The organism is Nocardioides sp. (assembly GCF_050699375.1).
Classification (GTDB): domain Bacteria; phylum Actinomycetota; class Actinomycetes; order Propionibacteriales; family Nocardioidaceae; genus Nocardioides.
Window position 1 is genome coordinate 1 of the sequence record NZ_JBOHDN010000384.1, and the last position, 19,366, is coordinate 19,366.

Genomic DNA, 19,366 nt, shown 5'->3' on the forward strand with positions numbered 1-19,366 from the left:
GGGCGAGGCGGTGGGCGAGGGTGGCGTGGGCGAGCGACTTCACGTCGTCGGGGGTGACGAAGTCACGCCCGGCCAGCCAGGCCCAGGCCCGGGATGCGCGCAGCAGGGCGGTCGCGCCTCGGGGAGACACGCCGGCCGACAGAGACGGAGACTCGCGGGTGGCGCGGGCGATGTCGACGATGTAGCCCGTGACCTCGGGGGCGACCTGTACGTCCCCGACGAGCTCGCGGGCGGCCTCGATGTCGGCTCCCGAGGCAACGGCAGTGACACCGGCACCCGCGACATCGCGCGGGTCGAAGCCGGAGGCGTGCCGGGTGAGGATCTCCACCTCGTCCGAACGCTCGGGCACCGGCAGCACGACCTTCAGCAGGAAGCGGTCCAGCTGCGCCTCGGGGAGCGGGTAGACACCTTCGTACTCGATCGGGTTCTGGGTCGCCGCCACCAGGAACGGGCGCGGCAGCGGTCGGGTGACGCCATCGACCGAGACCTGCCCCTCCTCCATCGCCTCGAGCAGCGCCGACTGCGTCTTCGGGGGCGTGCGGTTGATCTCGTCGGCGAGGAGCAGGTTGGTGAAGACCGGGCCCTCACGGAACGTCAACGAGCCGTGGGAAGACTCGACCACCATCGATCCGGTGATGTCGCCGGGCATCAGGTCGGGGGTGAACTGCACCCGGTGGGTCTCCACCGAGAGCGCCGCCGACAACGACCGCACCAACAGGGTCTTGGCGGTGCCCGGGACGCCCTCCATGAGCACGTGGCCACCGCACACCAGCGCGACCAGCAGTCCGGAGACCGCGGCGTCCTGCCCGACGACCGCCTTGGCGACCTCGGCCCGGACCGCGGTGAGCCGCTCCCGCGCGCCGTCGGACGACGGGGACTTCGTGAACGCCGGCGGCGTCGTCTCGGACTGGGTCATGGGTGACGTACCTCTTCCTCAAGGGCGGCCAGTGCGTTGGCCAGGGTGATCAGTTCATGGTCGGTCTCGACGCCGGCCCCGTCGGAGTACGGAGCGTCGAGGAGCAGCGCGGAGATCTCGGTCTCGGGGCGCCCGGTGCGATGAGTGACGGCGCGTACGACGGCCTCCGGTGTGGCGTCACGACCGAGCCGGAGTCGCTGGGCGAGGCGGGTGCGGGCGGCGTGCCGCAGCGTCGTCGCGGCGTGTGCGCGGTCGCCGGCGCGGCGGTAGAGCCGGCCGAGGCTGCGCGTCGTCTCCCCGGCGCGAACGTGGACCGGGAGCGGCTCGACGGCCAGCGGACCCAGACGCCGCCCGCGGGCGACGGCGAGAGCGATCACGGCGAGCAGCAGGATCCACAGGGACGGCTGGATCCACCGGGGAAGCAGCGACGCGGGGGAGCCGCCCTCGCCGGGAGAGGTGTCCTCGAACGAGGGCACATACCAGACCAGATGGTCCCCGTTGCCGAGCAGCCGCAGCGCCACCGCCGCGTTGTCCGCGCGCACGATCTGCTCGTTGGTCAGCACCTGCGGAGCGCCCCACACGGTGAGGCCGTCGGCCGGCGCGAGCACCGCGCCGTCCTCGTAGCCGAAGCAGGAGCCGGCGTCGTACGCGGCGACCGCATCGGCCTGGATGCTCAGCCCCTTCCAACGGGGTTCGTCGCAGCCCGCCTCGACCCGTTCGGAGGTCTGGGTGACCTGGTAGGGGATGTCGAGCATCGCCGAGACGTACGGCTCGGGAGCGGCCAGGATCAGGTCGCTCGCGTCGCCCGCGCGCTCGCGCAGGCGCGAGGCGGTGTCGTCGCCGAGGGCGTCGGTGCCGGTCACGAAGACGGTCGTGTCCGCCCCGATCTCGGAGGCCGCGAGGGCCTTGGCGGAGCGGACGATGTCGACCTCGACCCCGTGGTCCTCGAGCACCTCGACGAGCGCCCGGGCGCCGTCGGGGTCAGGGCTCTCGGGGTCGTAGGGCGGATACGACTCCCCGCCCTTCGGGGCCGCGACGTACGCCAGCACGACCGCGACCACGAAGGCCGCCGCGACGACCAGCAGCGGCCGGTTCCGGCGGAACCAGCCGATTGAGCCGGTGGCCGGGCTCGTCGCGGCCTCTTCGGTCGTCGAGACGCTCATCTGCTCACCGCCAGCTCCTGCTCGAGGGCGAGGACGCCCTCGGCCTGCTCAGCGGTGGCCGGATGGTCGCCGTAGAGCACCTCGTTGAACAGCTCCGCGGCACGTACGGCCCGGCCTTCCAAGGACCTGCCGCCCAGCGACGGCAGCTCCCGCTCCAGGCTCGCCGCCACCTCGGCGGCGGTCAGCCCGGGATCCTCGGCCAGCCGGCCACGCTCGACCTGCCGTCTGGCCAGGGCCCGGAACCCGTCGACGACCGCGGCGCCATGATCCCCGGCGGCGTACGCAGCCTCGGCCCGCTCCCGGAGGGCGGAGGCCGAGAGCGACTCATCGGTGAGCACGTCCCCGTTGCGGTCGCGGGCGACCCGCGGACTGCGCCGGGCCCGCGAGACCAGCAGCCCGAGCCCGACCAGGAGCAACGCGAAGACGACCATCGCGGCGACGGTCTGGGCCCAGGGCACGTCGCTGACCGAAGGGAGGCCGTCGGCCAGGGTGCGCTCGATCCAGCGCATGATCCGCTCGATCAGTTCGAGGTCGTGGTATTCCGGGCCGGCCAGCTCTCGCTGGAGCCAGGAGCGACCCTCCTCGGGCGTCGGCGTCAGGGGCGGGTTCTGTTCGAGGAGCATCATCTGCTCAGCAGCCCGGCCTGCTCCATCAGGTCGACCTCGTAGGACTCCTTGCGGATCCGCTGGTCGAGATACTGCAGGTTGGTCACCGCCCCCGTGAACGGCGTGGCGATCGCGGCGGCGACCACCGTGGCGAGGGCGTTGCCGGCGATGGTCGCCAGGAAGTAGAGGTCCGGCACCGCCACACTGACCACGCTGGCGATGATGCTGATCGGGAAGCCGACGATCTGCGAGGCGAAGCCGGCGATGATCGCGGTGAGCAGCCAGATCCCCAGCAGCCGCCAGAACTGGCCCGCCGAGAGCCGCCAGGCGCGCCGGACAGCACCGACGATGCCGGCCCGCTCGAGCATCAGGGCCGGCACCGCGAGCAGGTAGAACCGCACCGAGACGAAGGCCGAGGCGGCGATCAGCAGCGGCACCATGAGGACACCGACCACGATGGCGGCCACCGGGCTGTCGACGGTGATCGCGAGCACCACGACGGGCACCGCCGCGACCCCGAGCGCCACCAGATAGGCGAGGCTGAACAGCAACGCGAGCCCGATCAGCCGCCAGCGGTTGCCGTGGGTGGCCGCCCACGCCTGGGCGAGGGTGAGCTTCTTGCCGATCGCGGCCGCGTGCGCGACGTGCGAGATCATCCCGGAGACCAAGATGGTGCCGAACGCCTGCAGGATCACGCCCACGAAGAGCGACCCGATCGCCGCCACGATGCCCACGATCTCGGAGTTCCCGGGCACGTAGTCGGGATCATCGAGCGAGGACCCGAACGTCTGGAGGCTGTCACCGGCGAAGGTCATCGACGCGGTCACGCCCAGCGGGATGGCCATCGCGACGGCCGCCACCAGGACGGAGGCGCCGACGGTGGCGCCGGGGTTGAAACGTACGAGCCGGAATGCTCCGTCGAGCATGTCGCCGAGCCCCAGCGGCCGAAGCGGGACCGCGCCCGGCTTGTGGGCCGGCGGCAGCGGCTGGGCCCACGACGGAGGTGGGCCGCCCGGAGCGGGAGTCGCGTACGCAGCGGCAGCATGCCCTGGAGCCTGCCCTGGCAGGGGCTGTCCGGGCGGGGGAGGGGAGGGCGGGTTCGCCGGGCCCTGCTGAGGTTGCTCACCCGGTGGGGGTGGCCACACTCCTGACATGCTGATGCTCCTCGTCGCGACGACAGGCGATTGCCCGGATGGGGGCATCCTCTCAGAGCGACCCCGGGACCATCGCTGATTTGGAACCACCCGCGAAGCCGTGACAAGATTCTCTGGTTGCTCCAGTGAACGTGCGCTGGGGTGTGCACACATTGACTACTGAATCGCGTCACCTGAGCAGGCTGATCAGTCTGCCCGGATGTGGTCGGTGGTCGCCGTGTGCCCATCCCGAAGGCGTGGTTCCAGGAAGCTGATGGTGAATGACTCGTCGGAAGCCCGGCGCTGTCCGCGCTGCTGTTCTTTTTGGCAGTGACCGCGACACGCCCGACCTCGGGGGTCGGAGCCTGAAGTGAGCAACCGGGCCGACTCAGCCGGAGGACGCCTGTAGCACGCGGCACGCTGACCAAGAAGGACGAGAGAGACAGATGGCGGGACAGAAGATCCGCATCAGGCTCAAGGCCTATGACCACGAGGTGATCGACACCTCGGCGCGAAAGATCGTGGACACGGTTACCCGTACGGGTGCCAAGGTCGCCGGCCCGGTGCCGCTGCCGACCGAGAAGAACGTGTACTGCGTCATCCGCTCGCCCCACAAGTACAAGGACTCGCGCGAGCACTTCGAGATGCGCACCCACAAGCGCCTCATCGACATCATCGACCCGACCCCGAAGACTGTTGACTCCCTCATGCGGCTCGACCTGCCTGCTGGTGTCGACATCGAGATCAAGCTCTGAGGTTGACGACATGACGATCGAACGCAACGTGAAGGGTCTCCTGGGCACCAAGCTCGGCATGACCCAGCTCTGGGACGAGAACAACATCGTCGTCCCCGTGACCGTCATCGCGGCGAACACCAACGTCGTGACCCAGGTCCGCACCCCCGAGGCCGACGGCTACAACGCCGTGCAGATCGGCTACGGCGAGATCGACGGCCGCAAGGTGAACAAGCCGGGCGCCGGCCAGTTCGAGAAGGCCGGCACCACGCCGCGCCGACACCTGGCCGAGATCCGCACCGCCGACGCCGCGACGTACTCCGCCGGCCAGGAGCTCCCCGTCGACACCTTCGCCGTCGGCGAGGACATCGACGTGACGGGCACCTCGAAGGGCAAGGGTTTCGCCGGTGTCATGAAGCGTCACGGCTTCCACGGTGTCGGTGCCTCCCACGGTGCTCACCGCAACCACCGCAAGCCGGGATCGATCGGCGCTTGCGCCACCCCGGGTCGCGTGTTCAAGGGCGTCCGCATGGCCGGTCACATGGGTACTGACACCGTCACCACCCAGAACCTGACCGTGCACGCCGTCGACACCGAGAAGGGCCTCATCCTGATCAAGGGCGCCATTCCTGGCCCCAAGGGTGGTCTCGTGGTCCTCCGCTCGGCTGCTAAGAAGCTGGAGGCCTGATCATGGCTATCAAGACCGTCAAGGTCGACTTCCCGGCTGAGATCTTCGATGTTGAGGTCAACATCCCGCTGATCCACCAGGTAGTCGTCGCGCAGCAGGCCGCTGCGCGTCAGGGCACGCACTCCACCAAGACCCGCGGCGAGGTCCGCGGCGGTGGTCGCAAGCCCTACAAGCAGAAGGGCACCGGCCGCGCCCGTCAGGGCTCGACCCGCGCGCCTCAGTTCGCTGGTGGTGGCACCGTCCACGGCCCGCAGCCGCGTGACTACAGCCAGCGCACCCCCAAGAAGATGAAGGCTGCCGCCCTCCGCGGTGCCCTCTCCGACCGGGCCCGCGCCGGCCAGATCCACGTCGTCGAGTTCGCCCTCGAGGCGCCCTCGACGAAGTCCGCTCTGACCGCGCTCAAGGGGATCTCGGAGGCCAAGCGTTTCCTGGTCGTCCTGGACCGCTCCGAGTCGGTCGTCGCGCTGAGCCTGCGCAACGTCCCCGAGGTGCACCTGCTCTGGGCCGACCAGCTCAACACCTACGACGTCCTCGTCTCGGACGACGTGGTCTTCACCAAGCCGGCCTACGAGATCTTCGTCTCGGGCAAGCCGGTCGTCGCCGCCAAGGAGACCGTCACCATCGGTGAGGTCGAGAAGGACGCGACCAAGAAGGCCGCCGTCGCTCCCGCCGCGGAGACCGACCTTCCCGAGGGCGCTGCCGCGCCGCTCGAGGACGGCTCCGCTCCCGAGGGTTTCGCGATCAAGGGCAACGTCAAGGGCAAGGACAAGAAGTTCCACGCCCCGGGCGGCCGTTGGTACGACGCGACCAAGGCCGAGGTCTGGTTCAAGTCCGCTGAGGACGCCGTTGCTGCTGGCTTCGTCGAGGCCGGCAAGAAGGCTGCTTCTGACAAGGAGGCCGACAAGTGAGCACGCTGCACTACGACCCCCGCGACATTCTGCTCGCGCCGGTGGTCTCCGAGAAGAGCTACGGCCTCCTCGACCAGAACAAGTACACCTTCGTCGTTCGCCCCGACGCGAACAAGACCGAGATCAAGATCGCGGTCGAGAAGGTGTTCGACGTCAAGGTGACCTCGGTCAACACGGTCAACCGCAAGGGCAAGGCCCGTCGTACGCGGTACGGCATGGGCAAGCGCCCCGACACCAAGCGCGCGATCGTGTCCCTGGCCGAGGGTGACCGCATCGATATCTTCGGCGCGTGAGAAGGACTGACTGAACATGGCTATTCGTAAGTACAAGCCGACCACCCCGGGCCGTCGTGGCTCGTCGGTGGCCGACTTCGCCGAGATCACTCGGACCACGCCGGAGAAGTCGCTGACCAAGCCCCTTCCCAAGAAGGGTGGCCGCAACAACCAGGGCCGCATCACGACCCGTCACATCGGTGGCGGTCACAAGCGGGCCTACCGGATCATCGACTTCCGTCGCTACGACAAGGACGGCGTGCCGGCCAAGGTCGCTCACATCGAGTACGACCCCAACCGCACCGCTCGCATCGCGCTGCTGCACTACTTCGACGGCGAGAAGCGCTACATCCTCGCGCCGGTCGGCGTCAGCCAGGGCACCGTTGTGGAGTCCGGTCCGGCCGCCGACATCAAGCCCGGCAACAACCTCCCGCTGCGCAACATCCCGGTTGGTACCACCATCCACAATGTTGAGCTGCGTCCGGGGGGCGGCGCGAAGATCGCCCGCTCCGCCGGTATGAGCGGCCAGCTGGTCGCTCGTGAGGGCTCCAAGGCCACGCTGCGTATGCCTTCGGGTGAGATGCGCTTCGTCGACGTGCGCTGCCGCGCCACCGTTGGCGAGGTCGGCAACGCCGAGCAGTCCAACATCAACTGGGGCAAGGCCGGCCGGATGCGGTGGAAGGGCGTTCGCCCGACCGTCCGCGGTGTCGTCATGAACCCGGTCGACCACCCGCACGGTGGTGGTGAGGGTAAGACCTCCGGTGGCCGTCACCCGGTCAGCCCCTGGGGTAAGCCCGAGGGCCGCACGCGCAAGCGCAAGGCCTCTGACTCGCAGATCATCCGCCGCCGTAAGAGCGGGAAGGGTAGGAAGTAAGCAATGCCTCGCAGCCTGAAGAAGGGCCCCTTCATCGACGACCACCTTCAGAAGAAGGTGGACGCCGAGAACGAGAAGGGCTCCCACAACGTGATCAAGACCTGGTCGCGCCGCTCGATGATCGTGCCCGAGATGATCGGTCACACCATCGCGGTGCACGACGGTCGCAAGCACGTCCCGGTGTTCGTGTCCGACTCGATGGTCGGTCACAAGCTGGGCGAGTTCGCACCGACCCGCACTTTCAAGGGTCACATCAAGGACGATCGGAAGGGACGGCGTCGATGAGCACCACCGAGCGTGTGCGCGTAAGCGCCCGCCGCGACTCCCTGCTCGGCGACCAGCCGGGTGCCTTCGCGAGTGCCCGCTTCGTGCGGATCACTCCGATGAAGGCACGCCGGGTCGTCGACATGGTCCGCGGCCTGCCCGTCGACGAGGCCCTGTCCCTGCTGCAGTTCGCGCCGCAGGCAGCCTCCGAGACTGTCTACAAGGTCCTCGAGAGCGCCATCGCCAACGCGGTGTCGACCGAGGGTCTGGACCGTGACGACCTCGTCGTCTCGGTCGCCATGGTCGACGAAGGTCCGACCATGAAGCGCTGGCGTCCCCGCGCCCAGGGTCGTGCGACCCGCATCAACAAGCGGACCTCGCACATCACCCTGGTCGTGCAGCCGGCTGACCTCGTCGCGAAGGGCGGTAAGAACTAATGGGTCAGAAGATCAACCCGAATGGCTTCCGCCTGGGCATCTCGACCGACCACAAGTCGCGTTGGTACGCCGACAAGCAGTACAAGGAGTACGTCGGCGAGGACGTCAAGATCCGCAAGCTGCTCAGCAAGGGCATGGAGCGGGCCGGCATCGCCAAGGTCGAGATCGAGCGCACCCGTGACCGCGTCCGTGTGGACATCCACACCGCGCGTCCCGGCATCGTGATCGGCCGCCGCGGCGCCGAGGCCGACCGCCTCCGTACCGAGCTGGAGAAGCTCACCGGCAAGCAGGTTCAGCTGAACATCCTCGAGGTCAAGAACCCCGAGGTCGACGCTCAGCTGGTCGCCCAGGGTGTCGCCGAGCAGCTCAGCGGTCGCGTGCAGTTCCGTCGCGCGATGCGCAAGGCCATGCAGACCACCATGCGCTCGGGTGCCAAGGGCATCCGGATCCAGTGCTCGGGTCGTCTCAACGGCGCCGAGATGTCGCGTACGGAGTTCTACCGCGAGGGCCGCGTCCCGCTGCACACCCTGCGTGCCGACATCGACTACGGCTTCTACGAGGCCCGCACGACCTTCGGCCGTATCGGCGTGAAGGTCTGGATCTACAAGGGTGAGGTCGCCGGCTCGCGTGCCGAGCGTCAGGCCGCCCAGGCCGCCCGTGCGGGCGTCCCGGGTCGCGGTGGCAACGACCGCCGCGGTGGCCGTGGTGACCGTCCGTCGCGTGGCTCCCGTGGGGACCGCCCGAACCGCGCGGACCGCGCGGCCAAGACTGAGGCGCCGGCTGCCGCTGAGGCTCCCGCCGCCGAGACCACGACCCAGGAGGGCTGATCAATGTTGATGCCCCGTCGAGTCAAGCACCGCAAGCAGCACCACCCCAAGCGCACTGGCGTTGCCAAGGGTGGTACCAAGCTTGCCTTCGGTGACTTCGGCATCCAGGCGATCGAGGGTCACTACGTGACCAACCGCCAGATCGAGGCGGCGCGTATCGCGATGACTCGTCACATCAAGCGTGGCGGCAAGGTGTGGATCAACATCTACCCCGACGTCCCGCTGACCAAGAAGCCTGCCGAGACCCGCATGGGTTCCGGTAAGGGTTCCCCCGAGTGGTGGGTCGCCAACGTCAAGCCGGGCCGGGTCATGTTCGAGCTCTCCGGTGTCGACGAGACCACGGCTCGCGAGGCGATGCGTCGCGCGATCCACAAGCTGCCCATGAAGTGCCGTTTCATCACGCGAGAGGCTGGTGAGTTCTGATGGCCAACTCTCTGCAGGCGTTCGAGCTGGACGAGCTCAACGACGTCGACCTCGAAGCGAGGCTGCGCGAGGCCAAGGAGGAGCTGTTCAACCTCCGTTTCCAGGCGGCCACCGGCCAGCTGGAGAGCCACGGTCGGCTCCGCACCGTCAAGAAGGACATCGCCCGGATCTACACCGTGGTGCGTGAGCGCGAGCTCGGCATCCGCGTGGCCCCGGGCGCCGAGACCACTGAGGAGGCCTGAGATGGCTACCACCGAGTCCGATTCTGGGGCAGCCCAGGACACCACCGAGCGCAACACGCGCAAGGTGCGCGAGGGCCTCGTCGTCGGCGACAAGATGGACAAGACCATCGTCGTCGAGGTCGAGGACCGCGTGAAGCACCCGCTCTACGGCAAGGTCATGCGTCGTAGCAGCAAGCTCAAGGCTCACGACGAGCAGAACACCGCCGGCGTCGGCGACCGCGTCCTGGTCATGGAGACCCGGCCGCTGTCCGCGACCAAGCGGTGGCGCCTCGTCGAGGTCGTCGAGCGCGCCAAGTGATCCTCGCCTCGTAAGAGGCGGATCCGGCTGGCGGGCTGGGTAGATCCCAAGGACCGCCAAATTGACCAAAGGGCGCAGGTCCAGCGACCATTGATCGCTGGGCCTGTGCCCATCAATCCCACAAAGTTCGGCAAGGCTCGTCCGCCCTGGAGCGGAGAGAGAACCAGCTCGACAAGGAGAAGTAATGATCCAGCAGGAGTCGCGACTCAAGGTCGCCGACAACACTGGTGCGAAGGAGATCCTTTGCATCCGTGTGCTCGGTGGTTCTGGTCGTCGCTACGCCGGCATCGGCGACACCATCGTCGCCACCGTCAAGGACGCTATCCCCGGTGGCAACGTGAAGAAGGGTGACGTCGTCAAGGCCGTCATCGTGCGCACCGTCAAGGAGCGCCGCCGCGCTGACGGCTCGTACATCCGCTTCGACGAGAACGCCGCCGTCATCCTCAAGAACGACGGCGAGCCGCGAGGCACCCGCATCTTCGGCCCGGTTGGCCGCGAGCTGCGCGACAAGAAGTTCATGAAGATCATCTCGCTTGCGCCGGAGGTGCTGTGATGGGTCGCTCGCACATCAAGAAGGGCGACACCGTCAAGGTGATCGCTGGTAAGGACAAGGGCGGCTCCGGCAAGGTGATCGCCGTCTTCACCAAGGAGGACCGTGTCATCGTCGAGGGGATCAACCTCGTCAAGAAGCACACCAAGGTCCAGGACCAGGGCGGCCGCGCCGGCACCACCGGTGGCATCGTGAACACCGAGGCCCCGATCCACGTCTCCAACGTTCAGCTGCTCGAGGGCGGCGACCCGGTTCGCGTCGGCTTCCGCCGCGAGACGGTCCAGAAGCGTCGTACCGACGGTTCGACGTACGCCGCTGAGCGCAGCGTTCGTATTTCGCGCAAGACCGGTAAGGACATCTGATCATGACCGACACCGCTGTGGCCCCGCGCCTCAAGACGAAGTACCGCGAGGAGATCGCCCCGGCCCTTCAGGCCGAGTTCGAGATCCCGAACGTCATGCAGATCCCCGGTCTGACCAAGATCGTCGTCAACATGGGTGTCGGCGAGGCAGCTCGCGACTCCAAGCTGATCGAGGGTGCTGTCAACGACCTGACCGCGATCACCGGCCAGAAGCCGCTGATCAACAAGGCGAAGAAGTCCATCGCGCAGTTCAAGCTGCGTGAGGGCATGCCGATCGGTGCGCACGTCACGCTGCGCGGCGACCGGATGTGGGAGTTCCTCGACCGCCTGCTGTCGCTCGCCCTGCCCCGTATCCGCGACTTCCGCGGCCTCAACGGCAAGCAGTTCGACGGCAACGGCAACTACACCTTCGGTCTGACCGAGCAGGTCATGTTCCACGAGATCAACCAGGACAAGATCGACCGCTCGCGGGGCATGGACATCACCCTCGTGACGACTGCCACCAACGACGACCAGGGTCGCGCGCTTCTCAAGGCGCTCGGCTTCCCGTTCAAGGAGAACTGAGATGGCGAAGACCGCTCTCAAGGTGAAGGCCGCCCGCAAGCCGAAGTTTGCGGTTCGCGGTTACACCCGCTGCCAGCGCTGCGGCCGCCCGAAGGCTGTGTTCCGCAAGTTCGGCCTGTGCCGTATCTGCTTGCGCGAGATGGCCCACCGGGGCGAGCTGCCCGGCGTCACGAAGTCCTCCTGGTGAATCTCGACAGGCTCGATCACCAGATTCACGACAACCACTGACGTTGAAGGTCCGCCGAACCCGTTCGGTGGAAACCACTACGAGAAAGGGCCGTTCGGCCAATGACGATGACTGACCCGATCGCAGACATGCTCACCCGTCTGCGCAACGCCAACCAGGCGTTCCACGATACGGTTTCGATGCCGTACAGCAAGCTGAAGCAGGGCGTCGCTGAGATCCTCCAGCAGGAGGGTTACATCACCAAGTACGAGGTGCTGGAGCCCACTGAGGGCCAGGTCGGCAAGACCCTGACCATCACCCTCAAGTACGGCCGCACCCGTGAGCGCTCGATCGCCGGCGTACGCCGGATCAGCAAGCCCGGTCTGCGTGTCTACGCGAAGCACACCGGTCTCCCCAAGGTGCTCGGCGGCCTCGGCGTCGCGATCATCTCGACGAGCCAGGGACTGCTGACCGACCGCCAGGCCAACAAGAAGGGCGTAGGTGGGGAAGTCCTCGCCTACGTCTGGTAACCAGGAAAGGGAGAGAAGAAAATGTCGCGTATTGGCAAGCTCCCCGTCCAGGTTCCGGCCGGCGTGGACGTCACCATCGACGGCCAGGTTGTGACCGTCAAGGGCCCGAAGGGCACCCTGTCGCACACCGTGGCCAGCCCGATCACCGTCGAGAAGGCTAATGACGATGAGGGCCGTGGCGTCCTGGACGTCAAGCGTCCTGACGACAGCCGGGACAACAAGGCCCTCCACGGCCTGTCACGCACCCTGGTCAACAACATGGTCGTGGGTGTCACCGACGGATTCGAGAAGAAGCTCGAGATCGTTGGCGTGGGTTACCGCGTCCTGCCGAAGGGCCCGACCAAGCTGGAGTTCCAGCTGGGCTACTCGCACTCGATCACCTTCGACGCTCCTGAGGGCATCACCTTCACCACGGACGGTCCGACCAAGCTCGGCGTCCAGGGCATCGACAAGCAGCAGGTCGGTGAGGTTGCGGCCAACATCCGCAAGCTGCGCAAGCCGGAGCCGTACAAGGGCAAGGGCGTTCGTTACGCCGGCGAGAACATCCGCCGCAAGGTCGGAAAGGCTGGTAAGTGATGGCCATCTCGCTGTCGAACAACAAGCACACCGCTTCTCGTGTCCGCTCGCGCCTGCGTCGTCAGGCCCGCGGTCGGAAGAGGATCGACGGTACGCCGGAGCGCCCGCGCCTCGTCGTGACCCGGTCGGCCAAGCACATCACCGCCCAGGTCGTCGACGACCTGGCCGGCAAGACGCTTGCGTCGGCCTCGACCATCGAGGGTGACCTGCGGTCCGCCTCGGGTGACAAGACCGCCAAGGCCAAGCAGGTCGGCGAGCTGGTTGCCTCCCGCGCCAAGGCCGCGGGTGTCGAGACGGTCGTCTTCGACCGTGCCGGTAACAAGTACCACGGCCGTGTTGCCGCGCTCGCTGATGGCGCGCGCGACGGCGGTCTGGCCTTCTGATCGCAAGAGCTGTAGAGAGTAGAGGAAGAGTCTCATGAGCGGAGCCCAGCGCGGACAGCGTGGTGGCGAGCGCCGTGGTGGCGGCGATCGCCGCAACCAAGGTGCCGACAAGACCGCCTACATCGAGAAGGTCGTTGCGATCAACCGCGTCGCCAAGGTCGTGAAGGGTGGTCGTCGCTTCAGCTTCACCGCCCTCGTGATCGTCGGTGACGGTGAAGGTCTGGTCGGCGTCGGATACGGTAAGGCGAAGGAAGTTCCCGCGGCGATCGCCAAGGGTGTCGAGGAAGCGAAGAAGCAGTTCTTCCGCGTTCCCCGCATCCAGGGCACGATCCCGCACCCGGTGCAGGGTGAGAAGGCCGCTGGTGTGGTCCTTCTCCGTCCGGCCGCCCCTGGTACCGGTGTTATCGCCGGTGGCCCGGTGCGCGCCGTCCTGGAGTGCGCCGGCATCCACGACGTGCTGAGCAAGTCGCTCGGTTCGTCCAACCAGATCAACATCGTCCACGCGACGGTGGAGGCCCTCAGGATGCTCGAGCAGCCCGAGGCAGTCGCCGCCCGCCGTGGTCTCCCGGTCGAGGACGTCGCCCCGGATGCGCTGCTCAAGGCGCAGGCTGAGGGTTCGGCTCCCACTCCCGTGGAGGTGTCGGCCTGATGGCGCAGCTGAAGGTCCAGCAGAACAAGGGCCTTGTTGGTCTGAAGCAGAACCAGCGAGACACCCTGCGTACGCTCGGTCTCAAGCGGATCGGCGACGTGGTCGTCAAGGAGGACCGTCCGGAGATCCGGGGCATGGTCCAGACGGTCCGTCACCTGGTGACGGTCGAGGAGGTCGACTGATATGGCACTCAAGGTGCACAACCTGGCGCCGGCTCCCGGCTCCAACAAGGCCAAGACCCGTGTCGGTCGTGGTGAGGCTTCGAAGGGCAAGACCGCCGGCCGTGGTACCAAGGGCACGAAGGCCCGTTACCAGGTCCCGGCAGCCTTCGAGGGTGGCCAGACCCCGATGCACATGCGGCTCCCCAAGCTGAAGGGCTTCAAGAACCCCTTCAAGGTGGAGTTCCAGGTCGTCAACCTCGACAAGCTCAACGAGCTTTTCCCCGAGGGCGGCGTCGTCACCCCCGAGACCCTGATCGAGAAGGGTGCCGTCCGCAAGGGCCACCCGGTCAAGGTCCTGGGCCAGGGTGAGCTGACCGTCAAGGTCGAGATCAGCGCCAACGCCTTCTCCGGCTCTGCCAAGGAGAAGATCGAGGCCGCTGGCGGAACTGTCACGGTTCTCTGACAGTTCTACTCGTAGAGCCTGTCACGTGGGAGCGCGGCCGGGTCGCCCCTGTGGGGTCCCGACCGCGCTCCTTACGTTTAGGCCCTACGTTCAAGATCTGCCGTGGCGGCTGTTAGGCTTCCACGGGTTTTCGCATCGGCGCAGGCCCTGCGACCCCTGATTGTCGAAAGAGGAACCATTCGTGCTTGGCGCGTTCGCATCAGCGTTCCGTACACCGGATCTGCGCAAGAAGCTGCTCTTCGTTCTCCTGATCGTCGTGATCTTCAGGGCGGGGTCCCAGATCCCTGCTCCTGGCGTGCACGTCGCGAACGTCCAGCAGTGTCTTGACGCCGCCCAGACCGGTGACAGCGCCGGCCTCTACAACCTGGTCAATCTCTTCTCCGGCGGCGCCCTGCTGCAGCTGACCGTCTTCGCGCTCGGCATCATGCCGTACATCACCGCGAGCATCATCCTGCAGCTGCTCGTCGTCGTGATCCCGCGCCTGGAGGCCCTCAAGAAGGAGGGCCAGGCGGGCCAGACGAAGATCACCCAGTACACGCGCTACCTCACCCTCGGTCTCGCGGTGCTGCAGGCCACCGGCATCGTCGCGCTGGCACGTTCGGGCGACCTTCTCCAAGGTTGCACACAGCCGCTGCTGCACGACGACGGCACCGCGACCTTCCTGGTCATGGTCATCACCATGACCGCCGGCACCGCGGTGATCATGTGGCTCGGCGAGCTCATCACCGAGCGCGGCATCGGCAACGGTATGTCGATCCTGATCTTCACCCAGGTCGTCGCCACCTTCCCGGCCACCATGTGGGCGGTCAAGAACGACAAGGGCTGGTGGACCTTCGCGATCGTGCTCGTCATCGGCCTGGCCATCATGGCGGCGGTGATCTTCATCGAGCAGGCCCAGCGCCGGATCCCGGTCCAGTACGCCCGCCGGATGGTCGGACGCAAGATGTTCGGTGGTTCCTCGACCTACATCCCGCTCAAGGTGAACCAGGCCGGTGTCATCCCGGTCATCTTCGCCTCGTCCCTGCTCTACCTGCCCGCGATGGCAGCGCAGTTCAACCAGAATGCCGAGAACCCGCCCGTGTGGGTCGACTGGATCAACGAGTACTTCGTCCAGGGCGACCACCCGATCTACATGGCGACGTACTTCGCGCTGATCATCTTCTTCACCTACTTCTACGTGTCGATCACCTTCAACCCACCGGAGGTCGCCGACAACATGAAGAAGTACGGCGGCTTCATTCCCGGAATTCGGGCCGGGAAGCCGACCGAGGACTACTTGTCCTACGTTCTGTCCCGTATCACCCTGCCGGGCTCGCTCTACCTCGGTCTGGTCGCTCTCATCCCGCTGATCGCTCTGGCGCTCATCAATGCCAATCAGAACTTCCCGTTCGGTGGCACCTCGATCCTGATCATGGTCGGCGTCGCACTCGACACGGTGAAGCAGATCGAGAGCCAGCTCCAGCAGCGCAACTATGAAGGGTTCCTCCGATGAGACTCATCATCATGGGCCCGCCGGGTGCCGGTAAGGGCACCCAGGCGAAGTTCATTGCCGAGCACTTCGAGATCCCCGCGATCTCGACGGGCGACATCTTCCGCGCCAACGTCTCCCAGGGCACGCCGCTGGGTGTCGAGGCGTCGTCCTACATGGACAAGGGAGAGTACGTCCCGGACTCTGTGACGAACCGGATGGTCCGCAACCGCATCGACGAGCCCGACGCCTCGCAGGGTTTCCTGCTCGACGGCTACCCCCGCACCCTCGCGCAGGTCGAGGAGCTCGACGGGATGATCAAGTTCACCGGCCACGCGCTGGACGCGGTGGTCGTGCTGACCGTCGACAAGGACGAGATCGTGCAGCGCCTGCTGCAGCGTGCCCAGCTCGAGGGCCGCGCCGACGACACCGCCGACGTGATCCGTCGCCGGCAGGAGGTCTACCTCGAGGAGACCGCGCCGCTGATCGAGGTCTACAAGGGCCGCGGTCTGGTTCACGAGATCGACGGCCTGGGCGACGTCGAGGACGTCACCAAGCGGATCTTCGACGAGCTCGACATCGTCCCCGAGTCCTGAACCGAAGTATCCATGGGCTTCTTGAACAGCATCCAGATCAAGACCCCTGAGCAGATCGAGAAGATGCGTACGGCCGGCCTGGTGGTCGGCGAGACGCTCGAGGTGCTCCGGGCCGCGGCGCGGCCCGGAGTCACCCTTCTCGAGCTGGACGCCATCGCGGAGGACTCGATCCGGTCCCGGGGTGGCGTTCCCTCGTTCAAGGGCTACCACGGCTTCCCCGGCTCGATCTGCGCCTCGGTCGACGAGGTCGTCGTCCACGGCATCCCCGGGTCACGCGAGCTGCTCGACGGCGACATCATCTCGATCGACTGCGGCGCCATCGTCGACGGCTGGCACGGTGACGCCGCGATCACGGTGGCCATGGGCTCGGTGCCCGAGAAGGTCTCCGAGCTGATGCGGGTCACCGAGGAGTCCATGTGGCGCGGCATCGCCGCGGCCCGGCTCGGCGGCCGGCTCACCGACATCTCGCACGCCATCGAGACCTACGTCGAATCCCAGGGTGACTACGGCATCCTCGAGGACTTCAGCGGCCACGGCATCGGCACCGAGATGCACATGGAGCCGTCGGTGTTCAACTACGGCAAGCCCGGCAAGGGTCCCAAGCTCCAGCGCGGCATCGCGCTGGCGGTGGAGCCGATGCTCACCCTCGGCGGTCACGAGGTCACCACCCTGGAGGACGACTGGACCGTCGTCACCGACGACGGATCCTGGGCCGCCCACTTCGAGCACACCTTCGCGCTCACGCCCAACGGCGCCTGGGTCCTCACCGCGCTGGACGGCGGCGAGGAGATGCTCGGCAAGCTCGGGGTGCCCTGGGGTGGGCACTGAGACCTCGAGCGAGGTCGTACGCTTCGCGCCGTTGAGCGAGGTCGATGGCGACCTCGGGCTGCTCACCGCCGCGGAGCTCGCCCGGCACGGCCGGCTCATCGCCGAAGCCGACAAGCAGGCGTACGCCGCTGCGCACGTCCTGGTCCGGGAATGTGCGGCGGAGCTGCTGGGCACCACGCGTGACGAGGTGCGCATCGTGCAACGGTGTGCGCGGTGCGGCAAGACCGAGCATGGTGCGCCGTCCGTGGCCGGCTCCACGCTCCGGGTGAGCCTGAGCCACACCCGTGGCTATGTCGCCGCGGTGGCGGCCACGCGACCCTGCGGCATCGACGTGGAGACGGTCTCGCGAGGGCCGGACCGCGCTCTCTCGCCACGCGAAGCGGCCTGGGTGGCGGGGCAGGACGACGCGGCGTACGCCTTCACCCGGTTGTGGGTGCGCAAGGAGGCGCTGGTGAAGGCGGGTCACGGCGACATGGCGGCCGCGCAGCGAATCGATGTCCTCGTCGAGCAGACCGGGACGCATGGGAAGCATGGGGAGATGGCGCAGGCTCGTTCTGATCAGGCCAGGGCGGGCCTGGCTCCGGCCGAACAGGTCGGCGATCTCGGGCTCGTCGAGTGGTCGGACGTGGGGTTCATCGGCGCCGTGGCTGTCCACGGACTGCGCTGATTCGTCTCACATCTTGGGGAAGCGTGCCGCCAGACGGACCGACAGACGGCAGCAATCTGATCGGATTCCCTGGTTTCCGTGCGCTCGACTAGCGGATATGCGACATCACCTATCAGTTGACAGAGAAAGAGCCGTCCGGATCTCGCGTGTTGCCCCGACTGTGAGTAACTTGGTCAGCCCGCGGGGACAGGGAGAGCCCCGTACTCGGGAGGAAAGAACCGGATGAGTACGCAGTTGCGGCCACAAACGGCGGCGCGACCCAATCCATCTTCACGTACGCGAAGCGCGATCATCGACCGCCTCAGTCCTGAGGACATCGAGATGTTCTGGGGCCAGATCGCGACCTCGACCCCGCTGATCGAGGAGACCGGGCCGGGCGATGGGGACGAGGTGATCGTCACCTTCTGCTGGCGCGACGACGAGGCCGAGGAGGTTCTCCTCTTCGCCAACCGGCTCACCGACGAGCGCCATCCCGCCGAGACGATGCTCGAGCGGAAGGACGGCACGGACCTGTGGCACGCCTCGTTCCTGATGAGGAACGACTGGCGCGCTTCGTACTCCTACCTGTGCAAGCACCCCGGCGAGCCCGCTCCCTGGGAGAGCGAAGGACAGATCGAGCTGCGCGCCGTGCTCCACCGGGGCTACCTCGATCCGCTCAACCCCGACTGGTGCCACAACCGGCAGGGCATCAAGCAGTCGGTGGTCTCGCTGCCCGACGCCCCGCTGCAGCCGTGGCTGTTCCGGCGCGATGACGTCGTGGCCGGCACGGTGACCCTGGAGGCCGGCCCGGACGGCCGCGATGTCTGGCTCTACGACCCGGCCGGTGCCGGGCTCAACGTCGACCTGCCCCTGGTGGTCGCGCTCGACGGGGAGATCTGGACCGACCACCACTCGCTGCCGACCACGCTCGACAACCTGATCGCCGACGGGCACCTCCGTCACGTGCGCTGCGTCCTTCCCGCCTCCGGCGGGCGTGACAAGCGCTGGGAGGAGCTGGCCGGCGGCGAGGGTGCCGACTACATCGTCAACCAGCTGCTGCCGTGGGTGCGTGAGCGTCGTGCGGTCTCGGAGGAGACGTACGTCGTGGGCCAGAGCCTCGGCGGTGTCACCGCCCTGCGTGCCGGACTGACCTACCCCGAGCAGATCCTCGGCGTCGCCAGCCAGTCGGCCTCGCTGTGGCTCGATGACCTCTCCGACGCGGTCACCGCCGACGCCAAGACCCGCGTGCACCTGGCTCACGGCACCCAGGAGTGGGTCCTCGACGAGCTCCACCATGACCTCGTCGACCGCCTCCGTACGGCCGGGATCGACGTCACCTCTGCCGAGCACAACGGCGGCCACGACTATGCCTGGTGGCGCTCGGCCGTCGCCGACGGCCTCCGCGCCCTCCTCCCGCCCGTCTGACCCGAGAAGTCACCCCCGCAGGCCGAGAAGTCACCCCCGCAGGCCGAGAAGTCACTCCTGCAGGCCGAGAAGTCACCTTTGCAGGCCGAGAGGTCACCCCCGCAGGCCGAGAGGTCACCTTTGCAGGCCGAGAGGTCACCTTTGCAGGCCGAGAGGTCACCCCCGCAGGCTGAGAAGTCACCCCTGCAGGCCGAGAAGTCACCGAGGTGCCAACTC

30 protein-coding genes are annotated in these 19,366 nt (G+C 67.3%); 26 read left to right on the forward strand and 4 right to left on the reverse strand.

All coding sequences use genetic code 11. The annotated features are described in order from the left end of the window. The 4 genes from ACRDPS_RS25150 to ACRDPS_RS25165 form a co-directional block, all read right to left on the reverse strand. The coding region (locus ACRDPS_RS25150) for an AAA family ATPase (RefSeq protein WP_431504410.1) at positions 1–916 on the reverse strand (916 nt) is incomplete at its 3' end. After that, positions 913–2,079, reverse strand: a complete 1,167-nt coding sequence (locus tag ACRDPS_RS25155; RefSeq protein ID WP_431504411.1) for a DUF4350 domain-containing protein — start codon at positions 2,077–2,079, stop codon at positions 913–915. The genes ACRDPS_RS25150 and ACRDPS_RS25155, both read right to left, overlap by 4 nt. Next, on the reverse strand, positions 2,076–2,705 hold the full coding sequence (locus ACRDPS_RS25160) for a DUF4129 domain-containing protein (RefSeq protein ID WP_431504412.1): 630 nt from the start codon (positions 2,703–2,705) through the stop codon (positions 2,076–2,078). Before ACRDPS_RS25160 ends, ACRDPS_RS25155 begins: the two co-directional genes overlap by 4 nt. After that, a complete protein-coding gene (locus ACRDPS_RS25165) occupies positions 2,702–3,838 on the reverse strand; it encodes a hypothetical protein (RefSeq protein ID WP_431504413.1) in 1,137 nt (378 codons plus the stop codon). Before ACRDPS_RS25165 ends, ACRDPS_RS25160 begins: the two co-directional genes overlap by 4 nt. A gap of 425 nt (positions 3,839–4,263) precedes the next feature. Here ACRDPS_RS25165 and rpsJ point away from each other — a divergent pair, with 425 nt between their 5' ends. From rpsJ to ACRDPS_RS25295, 26 genes are all read left to right on the forward strand, one after another. Then, entirely contained in the window at positions 4,264–4,572 is a 309-nt protein-coding gene (rpsJ, locus tag ACRDPS_RS25170; protein WP_008360994.1) for a 30S ribosomal protein S10, read from the forward strand. A gap of 10 nt (positions 4,573–4,582) precedes the next feature. Beyond that, a complete protein-coding gene (gene rplC / locus ACRDPS_RS25175; protein WP_431504414.1) occupies positions 4,583–5,239 on the forward strand; it encodes a 50S ribosomal protein L3 in 657 nt (218 codons plus the stop codon). A gap of 2 nt (positions 5,240–5,241) precedes the next feature. After that, the gene (rplD, locus tag ACRDPS_RS25180; RefSeq protein WP_431504415.1) at positions 5,242–6,147 is read left to right on the forward strand and encodes a 50S ribosomal protein L4; all 906 of its coding nucleotides are present in this window, start codon (positions 5,242–5,244) and stop codon (positions 6,145–6,147) included. Continuing rightward, the gene (gene rplW / locus ACRDPS_RS25185; protein ID WP_431504416.1) at positions 6,144–6,440 is read left to right on the forward strand and encodes a 50S ribosomal protein L23; all 297 of its coding nucleotides are present in this window, start codon (positions 6,144–6,146) and stop codon (positions 6,438–6,440) included. Before rplD ends, rplW begins: the two co-directional genes overlap by 4 nt. 16 nt (positions 6,441–6,456) lie before the next feature. Further along, positions 6,457–7,293: a 50S ribosomal protein L2 gene (rplB, locus tag ACRDPS_RS25190; RefSeq protein ID WP_431504417.1), complete on the forward strand. Its 837-nt coding sequence runs from the start codon at positions 6,457–6,459 to the stop codon at positions 7,291–7,293. A gap of 3 nt (positions 7,294–7,296) precedes the next feature. Continuing rightward, positions 7,297–7,578, forward strand: coding sequence for a 30S ribosomal protein S19 (gene rpsS, locus ACRDPS_RS25195; RefSeq protein WP_179659697.1), 282 nt, complete (start codon positions 7,297–7,299; stop codon positions 7,576–7,578). Further along, the gene (gene rplV / locus ACRDPS_RS25200; RefSeq protein ID WP_431504418.1) at positions 7,575–7,994 is read left to right on the forward strand and encodes a 50S ribosomal protein L22; all 420 of its coding nucleotides are present in this window, start codon (positions 7,575–7,577) and stop codon (positions 7,992–7,994) included. The genes rpsS and rplV overlap by 4 nt, the downstream gene beginning before the upstream one ends. Next, a complete protein-coding gene (rpsC, locus tag ACRDPS_RS25205) occupies positions 7,994–8,821 on the forward strand; it encodes a 30S ribosomal protein S3 (RefSeq protein WP_141806216.1) in 828 nt (275 codons plus the stop codon). The genes rplV and rpsC overlap by 1 nt, the downstream gene beginning before the upstream one ends. 3 nt (positions 8,822–8,824) lie before the next feature. Then, positions 8,825–9,244: a 50S ribosomal protein L16 gene (gene rplP, locus ACRDPS_RS25210; protein ID WP_431504419.1), complete on the forward strand. Its 420-nt coding sequence runs from the start codon at positions 8,825–8,827 to the stop codon at positions 9,242–9,244. Beyond that, on the forward strand, positions 9,244–9,486 hold the full coding sequence (gene rpmC / locus ACRDPS_RS25215) for a 50S ribosomal protein L29 (RefSeq protein WP_431504420.1): 243 nt from the start codon (positions 9,244–9,246) through the stop codon (positions 9,484–9,486). The genes rplP and rpmC overlap by 1 nt, the downstream gene beginning before the upstream one ends. A gap of 1 nt (position 9,487) precedes the next feature. Then, positions 9,488–9,784 carry a 30S ribosomal protein S17 gene (rpsQ, locus tag ACRDPS_RS25220; RefSeq protein ID WP_431504421.1) on the forward strand — a complete coding sequence of 99 codons (297 nt, stop codon included), beginning with the start codon at positions 9,488–9,490 and terminating at the stop codon, positions 9,782–9,784. Positions 9,785–9,968: 184 nt separating this feature from the next. Further along, positions 9,969–10,337, forward strand: a complete 369-nt coding sequence (rplN, locus tag ACRDPS_RS25225; protein WP_008361015.1) for a 50S ribosomal protein L14 — start codon at positions 9,969–9,971, stop codon at positions 10,335–10,337. Then, positions 10,337–10,696 (forward strand): 50S ribosomal protein L24, encoded by a 360-nt coding sequence (rplX, locus tag ACRDPS_RS25230; protein WP_431504422.1) that lies wholly within the window; start codon positions 10,337–10,339, stop codon positions 10,694–10,696. Before rplN ends, rplX begins: the two co-directional genes overlap by 1 nt. A 2-nt stretch (positions 10,697–10,698) precedes the next feature. Further along, positions 10,699–11,259, forward strand: coding sequence for a 50S ribosomal protein L5 (rplE, locus tag ACRDPS_RS25235; protein WP_091052391.1), 561 nt, complete (start codon positions 10,699–10,701; stop codon positions 11,257–11,259). A gap of 1 nt (position 11,260) precedes the next feature. Then, positions 11,261–11,446 carry a type Z 30S ribosomal protein S14 gene (locus ACRDPS_RS25240; RefSeq protein WP_017932844.1) on the forward strand — a complete coding sequence of 62 codons (186 nt, stop codon included), beginning with the start codon at positions 11,261–11,263 and terminating at the stop codon, positions 11,444–11,446. A gap of 101 nt (positions 11,447–11,547) precedes the next feature. Next, positions 11,548–11,955, forward strand: a complete 408-nt coding sequence (gene rpsH, locus ACRDPS_RS25245) for a 30S ribosomal protein S8 (protein WP_431504423.1) — start codon at positions 11,548–11,550, stop codon at positions 11,953–11,955. A gap of 21 nt (positions 11,956–11,976) precedes the next feature. Next, a complete protein-coding gene (gene rplF / locus ACRDPS_RS25250) occupies positions 11,977–12,531 on the forward strand; it encodes a 50S ribosomal protein L6 (protein ID WP_431504424.1) in 555 nt (184 codons plus the stop codon). Further along, positions 12,531–12,914, forward strand: a complete 384-nt coding sequence (gene rplR / locus ACRDPS_RS25255) for a 50S ribosomal protein L18 (protein ID WP_431504425.1) — start codon at positions 12,531–12,533, stop codon at positions 12,912–12,914. The genes rplF and rplR overlap by 1 nt, the downstream gene beginning before the upstream one ends. Before the next feature lie 34 nt (positions 12,915–12,948). Further along, entirely contained in the window at positions 12,949–13,563 is a 615-nt protein-coding gene (gene rpsE / locus ACRDPS_RS25260; protein WP_431504426.1) for a 30S ribosomal protein S5, read from the forward strand. Then, positions 13,563–13,745, forward strand: coding sequence for a 50S ribosomal protein L30 (gene rpmD / locus ACRDPS_RS25265; protein WP_431504427.1), 183 nt, complete (start codon positions 13,563–13,565; stop codon positions 13,743–13,745). Before rpsE ends, rpmD begins: the two co-directional genes overlap by 1 nt. A 1-nt stretch (position 13,746) precedes the next feature. Further along, positions 13,747–14,187: a 50S ribosomal protein L15 gene (gene rplO, locus ACRDPS_RS25270; RefSeq protein WP_431504428.1), complete on the forward strand. Its 441-nt coding sequence runs from the start codon at positions 13,747–13,749 to the stop codon at positions 14,185–14,187. A 181-nt stretch (positions 14,188–14,368) separates the two neighbouring features. Then, a complete protein-coding gene (gene secY, locus ACRDPS_RS25275) occupies positions 14,369–15,679 on the forward strand; it encodes a preprotein translocase subunit SecY (RefSeq protein WP_431504429.1) in 1,311 nt (436 codons plus the stop codon). Then, positions 15,676–16,251 carry an adenylate kinase gene (locus tag ACRDPS_RS25280; protein ID WP_431504430.1) on the forward strand — a complete coding sequence of 192 codons (576 nt, stop codon included), beginning with the start codon at positions 15,676–15,678 and terminating at the stop codon, positions 16,249–16,251. The genes secY and ACRDPS_RS25280 overlap by 4 nt, the downstream gene beginning before the upstream one ends. A 12-nt stretch (positions 16,252–16,263) precedes the next feature. After that, positions 16,264–17,079: a type I methionyl aminopeptidase gene (gene map / locus ACRDPS_RS25285; protein WP_431504431.1), complete on the forward strand. Its 816-nt coding sequence runs from the start codon at positions 16,264–16,266 to the stop codon at positions 17,077–17,079. Beyond that, positions 17,069–17,746, forward strand: coding sequence for a 4'-phosphopantetheinyl transferase family protein (locus ACRDPS_RS25290; protein ID WP_431504432.1), 678 nt, complete (start codon positions 17,069–17,071; stop codon positions 17,744–17,746). The genes map and ACRDPS_RS25290 overlap by 11 nt, the downstream gene beginning before the upstream one ends. 222 nt (positions 17,747–17,968) lie before the next feature. Beyond that, a complete protein-coding gene (locus ACRDPS_RS25295; RefSeq protein ID WP_431504433.1) occupies positions 17,969–19,150 on the forward strand; it encodes an enterochelin esterase domain-containing protein in 1,182 nt (393 codons plus the stop codon). The last annotated feature ends 216 nt before the right edge of the window (positions 19,151–19,366 follow it).

Excerpts from the sequence above, each read along its gene's own strand:
- ACRDPS_RS25155 (WP_431504411.1), bottom strand. The coding sequence starts at position 2,079 with ATGAGCGTCTCGACGACCGAAGAGGCCGCGACGAGCCCGGCCACCGGC.
- ACRDPS_RS25160 (WP_431504412.1), bottom strand. The coding sequence starts at position 2,705 with ATGATGCTCCTCGAACAGAACCCGCCCCTGACGCCGACGCCCGAGGAG.
- ACRDPS_RS25165 (WP_431504413.1), bottom strand. The coding sequence starts at position 3,838 with ATGTCAGGAGTGTGGCCACCCCCACCGGGTGAGCAACCTCAGCAGGGC.
- rpsJ (WP_008360994.1), top strand. The coding sequence starts at position 4,264 with ATGGCGGGACAGAAGATCCGCATCAGGCTCAAGGCCTATGACCACGAG.
- rplC (WP_431504414.1), top strand. The coding sequence starts at position 4,583 with ATGACGATCGAACGCAACGTGAAGGGTCTCCTGGGCACCAAGCTCGGC.
- rplD (WP_431504415.1), top strand. The coding sequence starts at position 5,242 with ATGGCTATCAAGACCGTCAAGGTCGACTTCCCGGCTGAGATCTTCGAT.
- rplB (WP_431504417.1), top strand. The coding sequence starts at position 6,457 with ATGGCTATTCGTAAGTACAAGCCGACCACCCCGGGCCGTCGTGGCTCG.
- rpsS (WP_179659697.1), top strand. The coding sequence starts at position 7,297 with ATGCCTCGCAGCCTGAAGAAGGGCCCCTTCATCGACGACCACCTTCAG.
- rplV (WP_431504418.1), top strand. The coding sequence starts at position 7,575 with ATGAGCACCACCGAGCGTGTGCGCGTAAGCGCCCGCCGCGACTCCCTG.
- rpsC (WP_141806216.1), top strand. The coding sequence starts at position 7,994 with ATGGGTCAGAAGATCAACCCGAATGGCTTCCGCCTGGGCATCTCGACC.
- rplP (WP_431504419.1), top strand. The coding sequence starts at position 8,825 with ATGTTGATGCCCCGTCGAGTCAAGCACCGCAAGCAGCACCACCCCAAG.
- rpmC (WP_431504420.1), top strand. The coding sequence starts at position 9,244 with ATGGCCAACTCTCTGCAGGCGTTCGAGCTGGACGAGCTCAACGACGTC.
- rpsQ (WP_431504421.1), top strand. The coding sequence starts at position 9,488 with ATGGCTACCACCGAGTCCGATTCTGGGGCAGCCCAGGACACCACCGAG.
- rplN (WP_008361015.1), top strand. The coding sequence starts at position 9,969 with ATGATCCAGCAGGAGTCGCGACTCAAGGTCGCCGACAACACTGGTGCG.
- rplX (WP_431504422.1), top strand. The coding sequence starts at position 10,337 with ATGGGTCGCTCGCACATCAAGAAGGGCGACACCGTCAAGGTGATCGCT.
- rplE (WP_091052391.1), top strand. The coding sequence starts at position 10,699 with ATGACCGACACCGCTGTGGCCCCGCGCCTCAAGACGAAGTACCGCGAG.
- ACRDPS_RS25240 (WP_017932844.1), top strand. The coding sequence starts at position 11,261 with ATGGCGAAGACCGCTCTCAAGGTGAAGGCCGCCCGCAAGCCGAAGTTT.
- rpsH (WP_431504423.1), top strand. The coding sequence starts at position 11,548 with ATGACGATGACTGACCCGATCGCAGACATGCTCACCCGTCTGCGCAAC.
- rplF (WP_431504424.1), top strand. The coding sequence starts at position 11,977 with ATGTCGCGTATTGGCAAGCTCCCCGTCCAGGTTCCGGCCGGCGTGGAC.
- rplR (WP_431504425.1), top strand. The coding sequence starts at position 12,531 with ATGGCCATCTCGCTGTCGAACAACAAGCACACCGCTTCTCGTGTCCGC.
- rpsE (WP_431504426.1), top strand. The coding sequence starts at position 12,949 with ATGAGCGGAGCCCAGCGCGGACAGCGTGGTGGCGAGCGCCGTGGTGGC.
- rpmD (WP_431504427.1), top strand. The coding sequence starts at position 13,563 with ATGGCGCAGCTGAAGGTCCAGCAGAACAAGGGCCTTGTTGGTCTGAAG.
- rplO (WP_431504428.1), top strand. The coding sequence starts at position 13,747 with ATGGCACTCAAGGTGCACAACCTGGCGCCGGCTCCCGGCTCCAACAAG.
- ACRDPS_RS25280 (WP_431504430.1), top strand. The coding sequence starts at position 15,676 with ATGAGACTCATCATCATGGGCCCGCCGGGTGCCGGTAAGGGCACCCAG.
- map (WP_431504431.1), top strand. The coding sequence starts at position 16,264 with ATGGGCTTCTTGAACAGCATCCAGATCAAGACCCCTGAGCAGATCGAG.
- ACRDPS_RS25295 (WP_431504433.1), top strand. The coding sequence starts at position 17,969 with ATGAGTACGCAGTTGCGGCCACAAACGGCGGCGCGACCCAATCCATCT.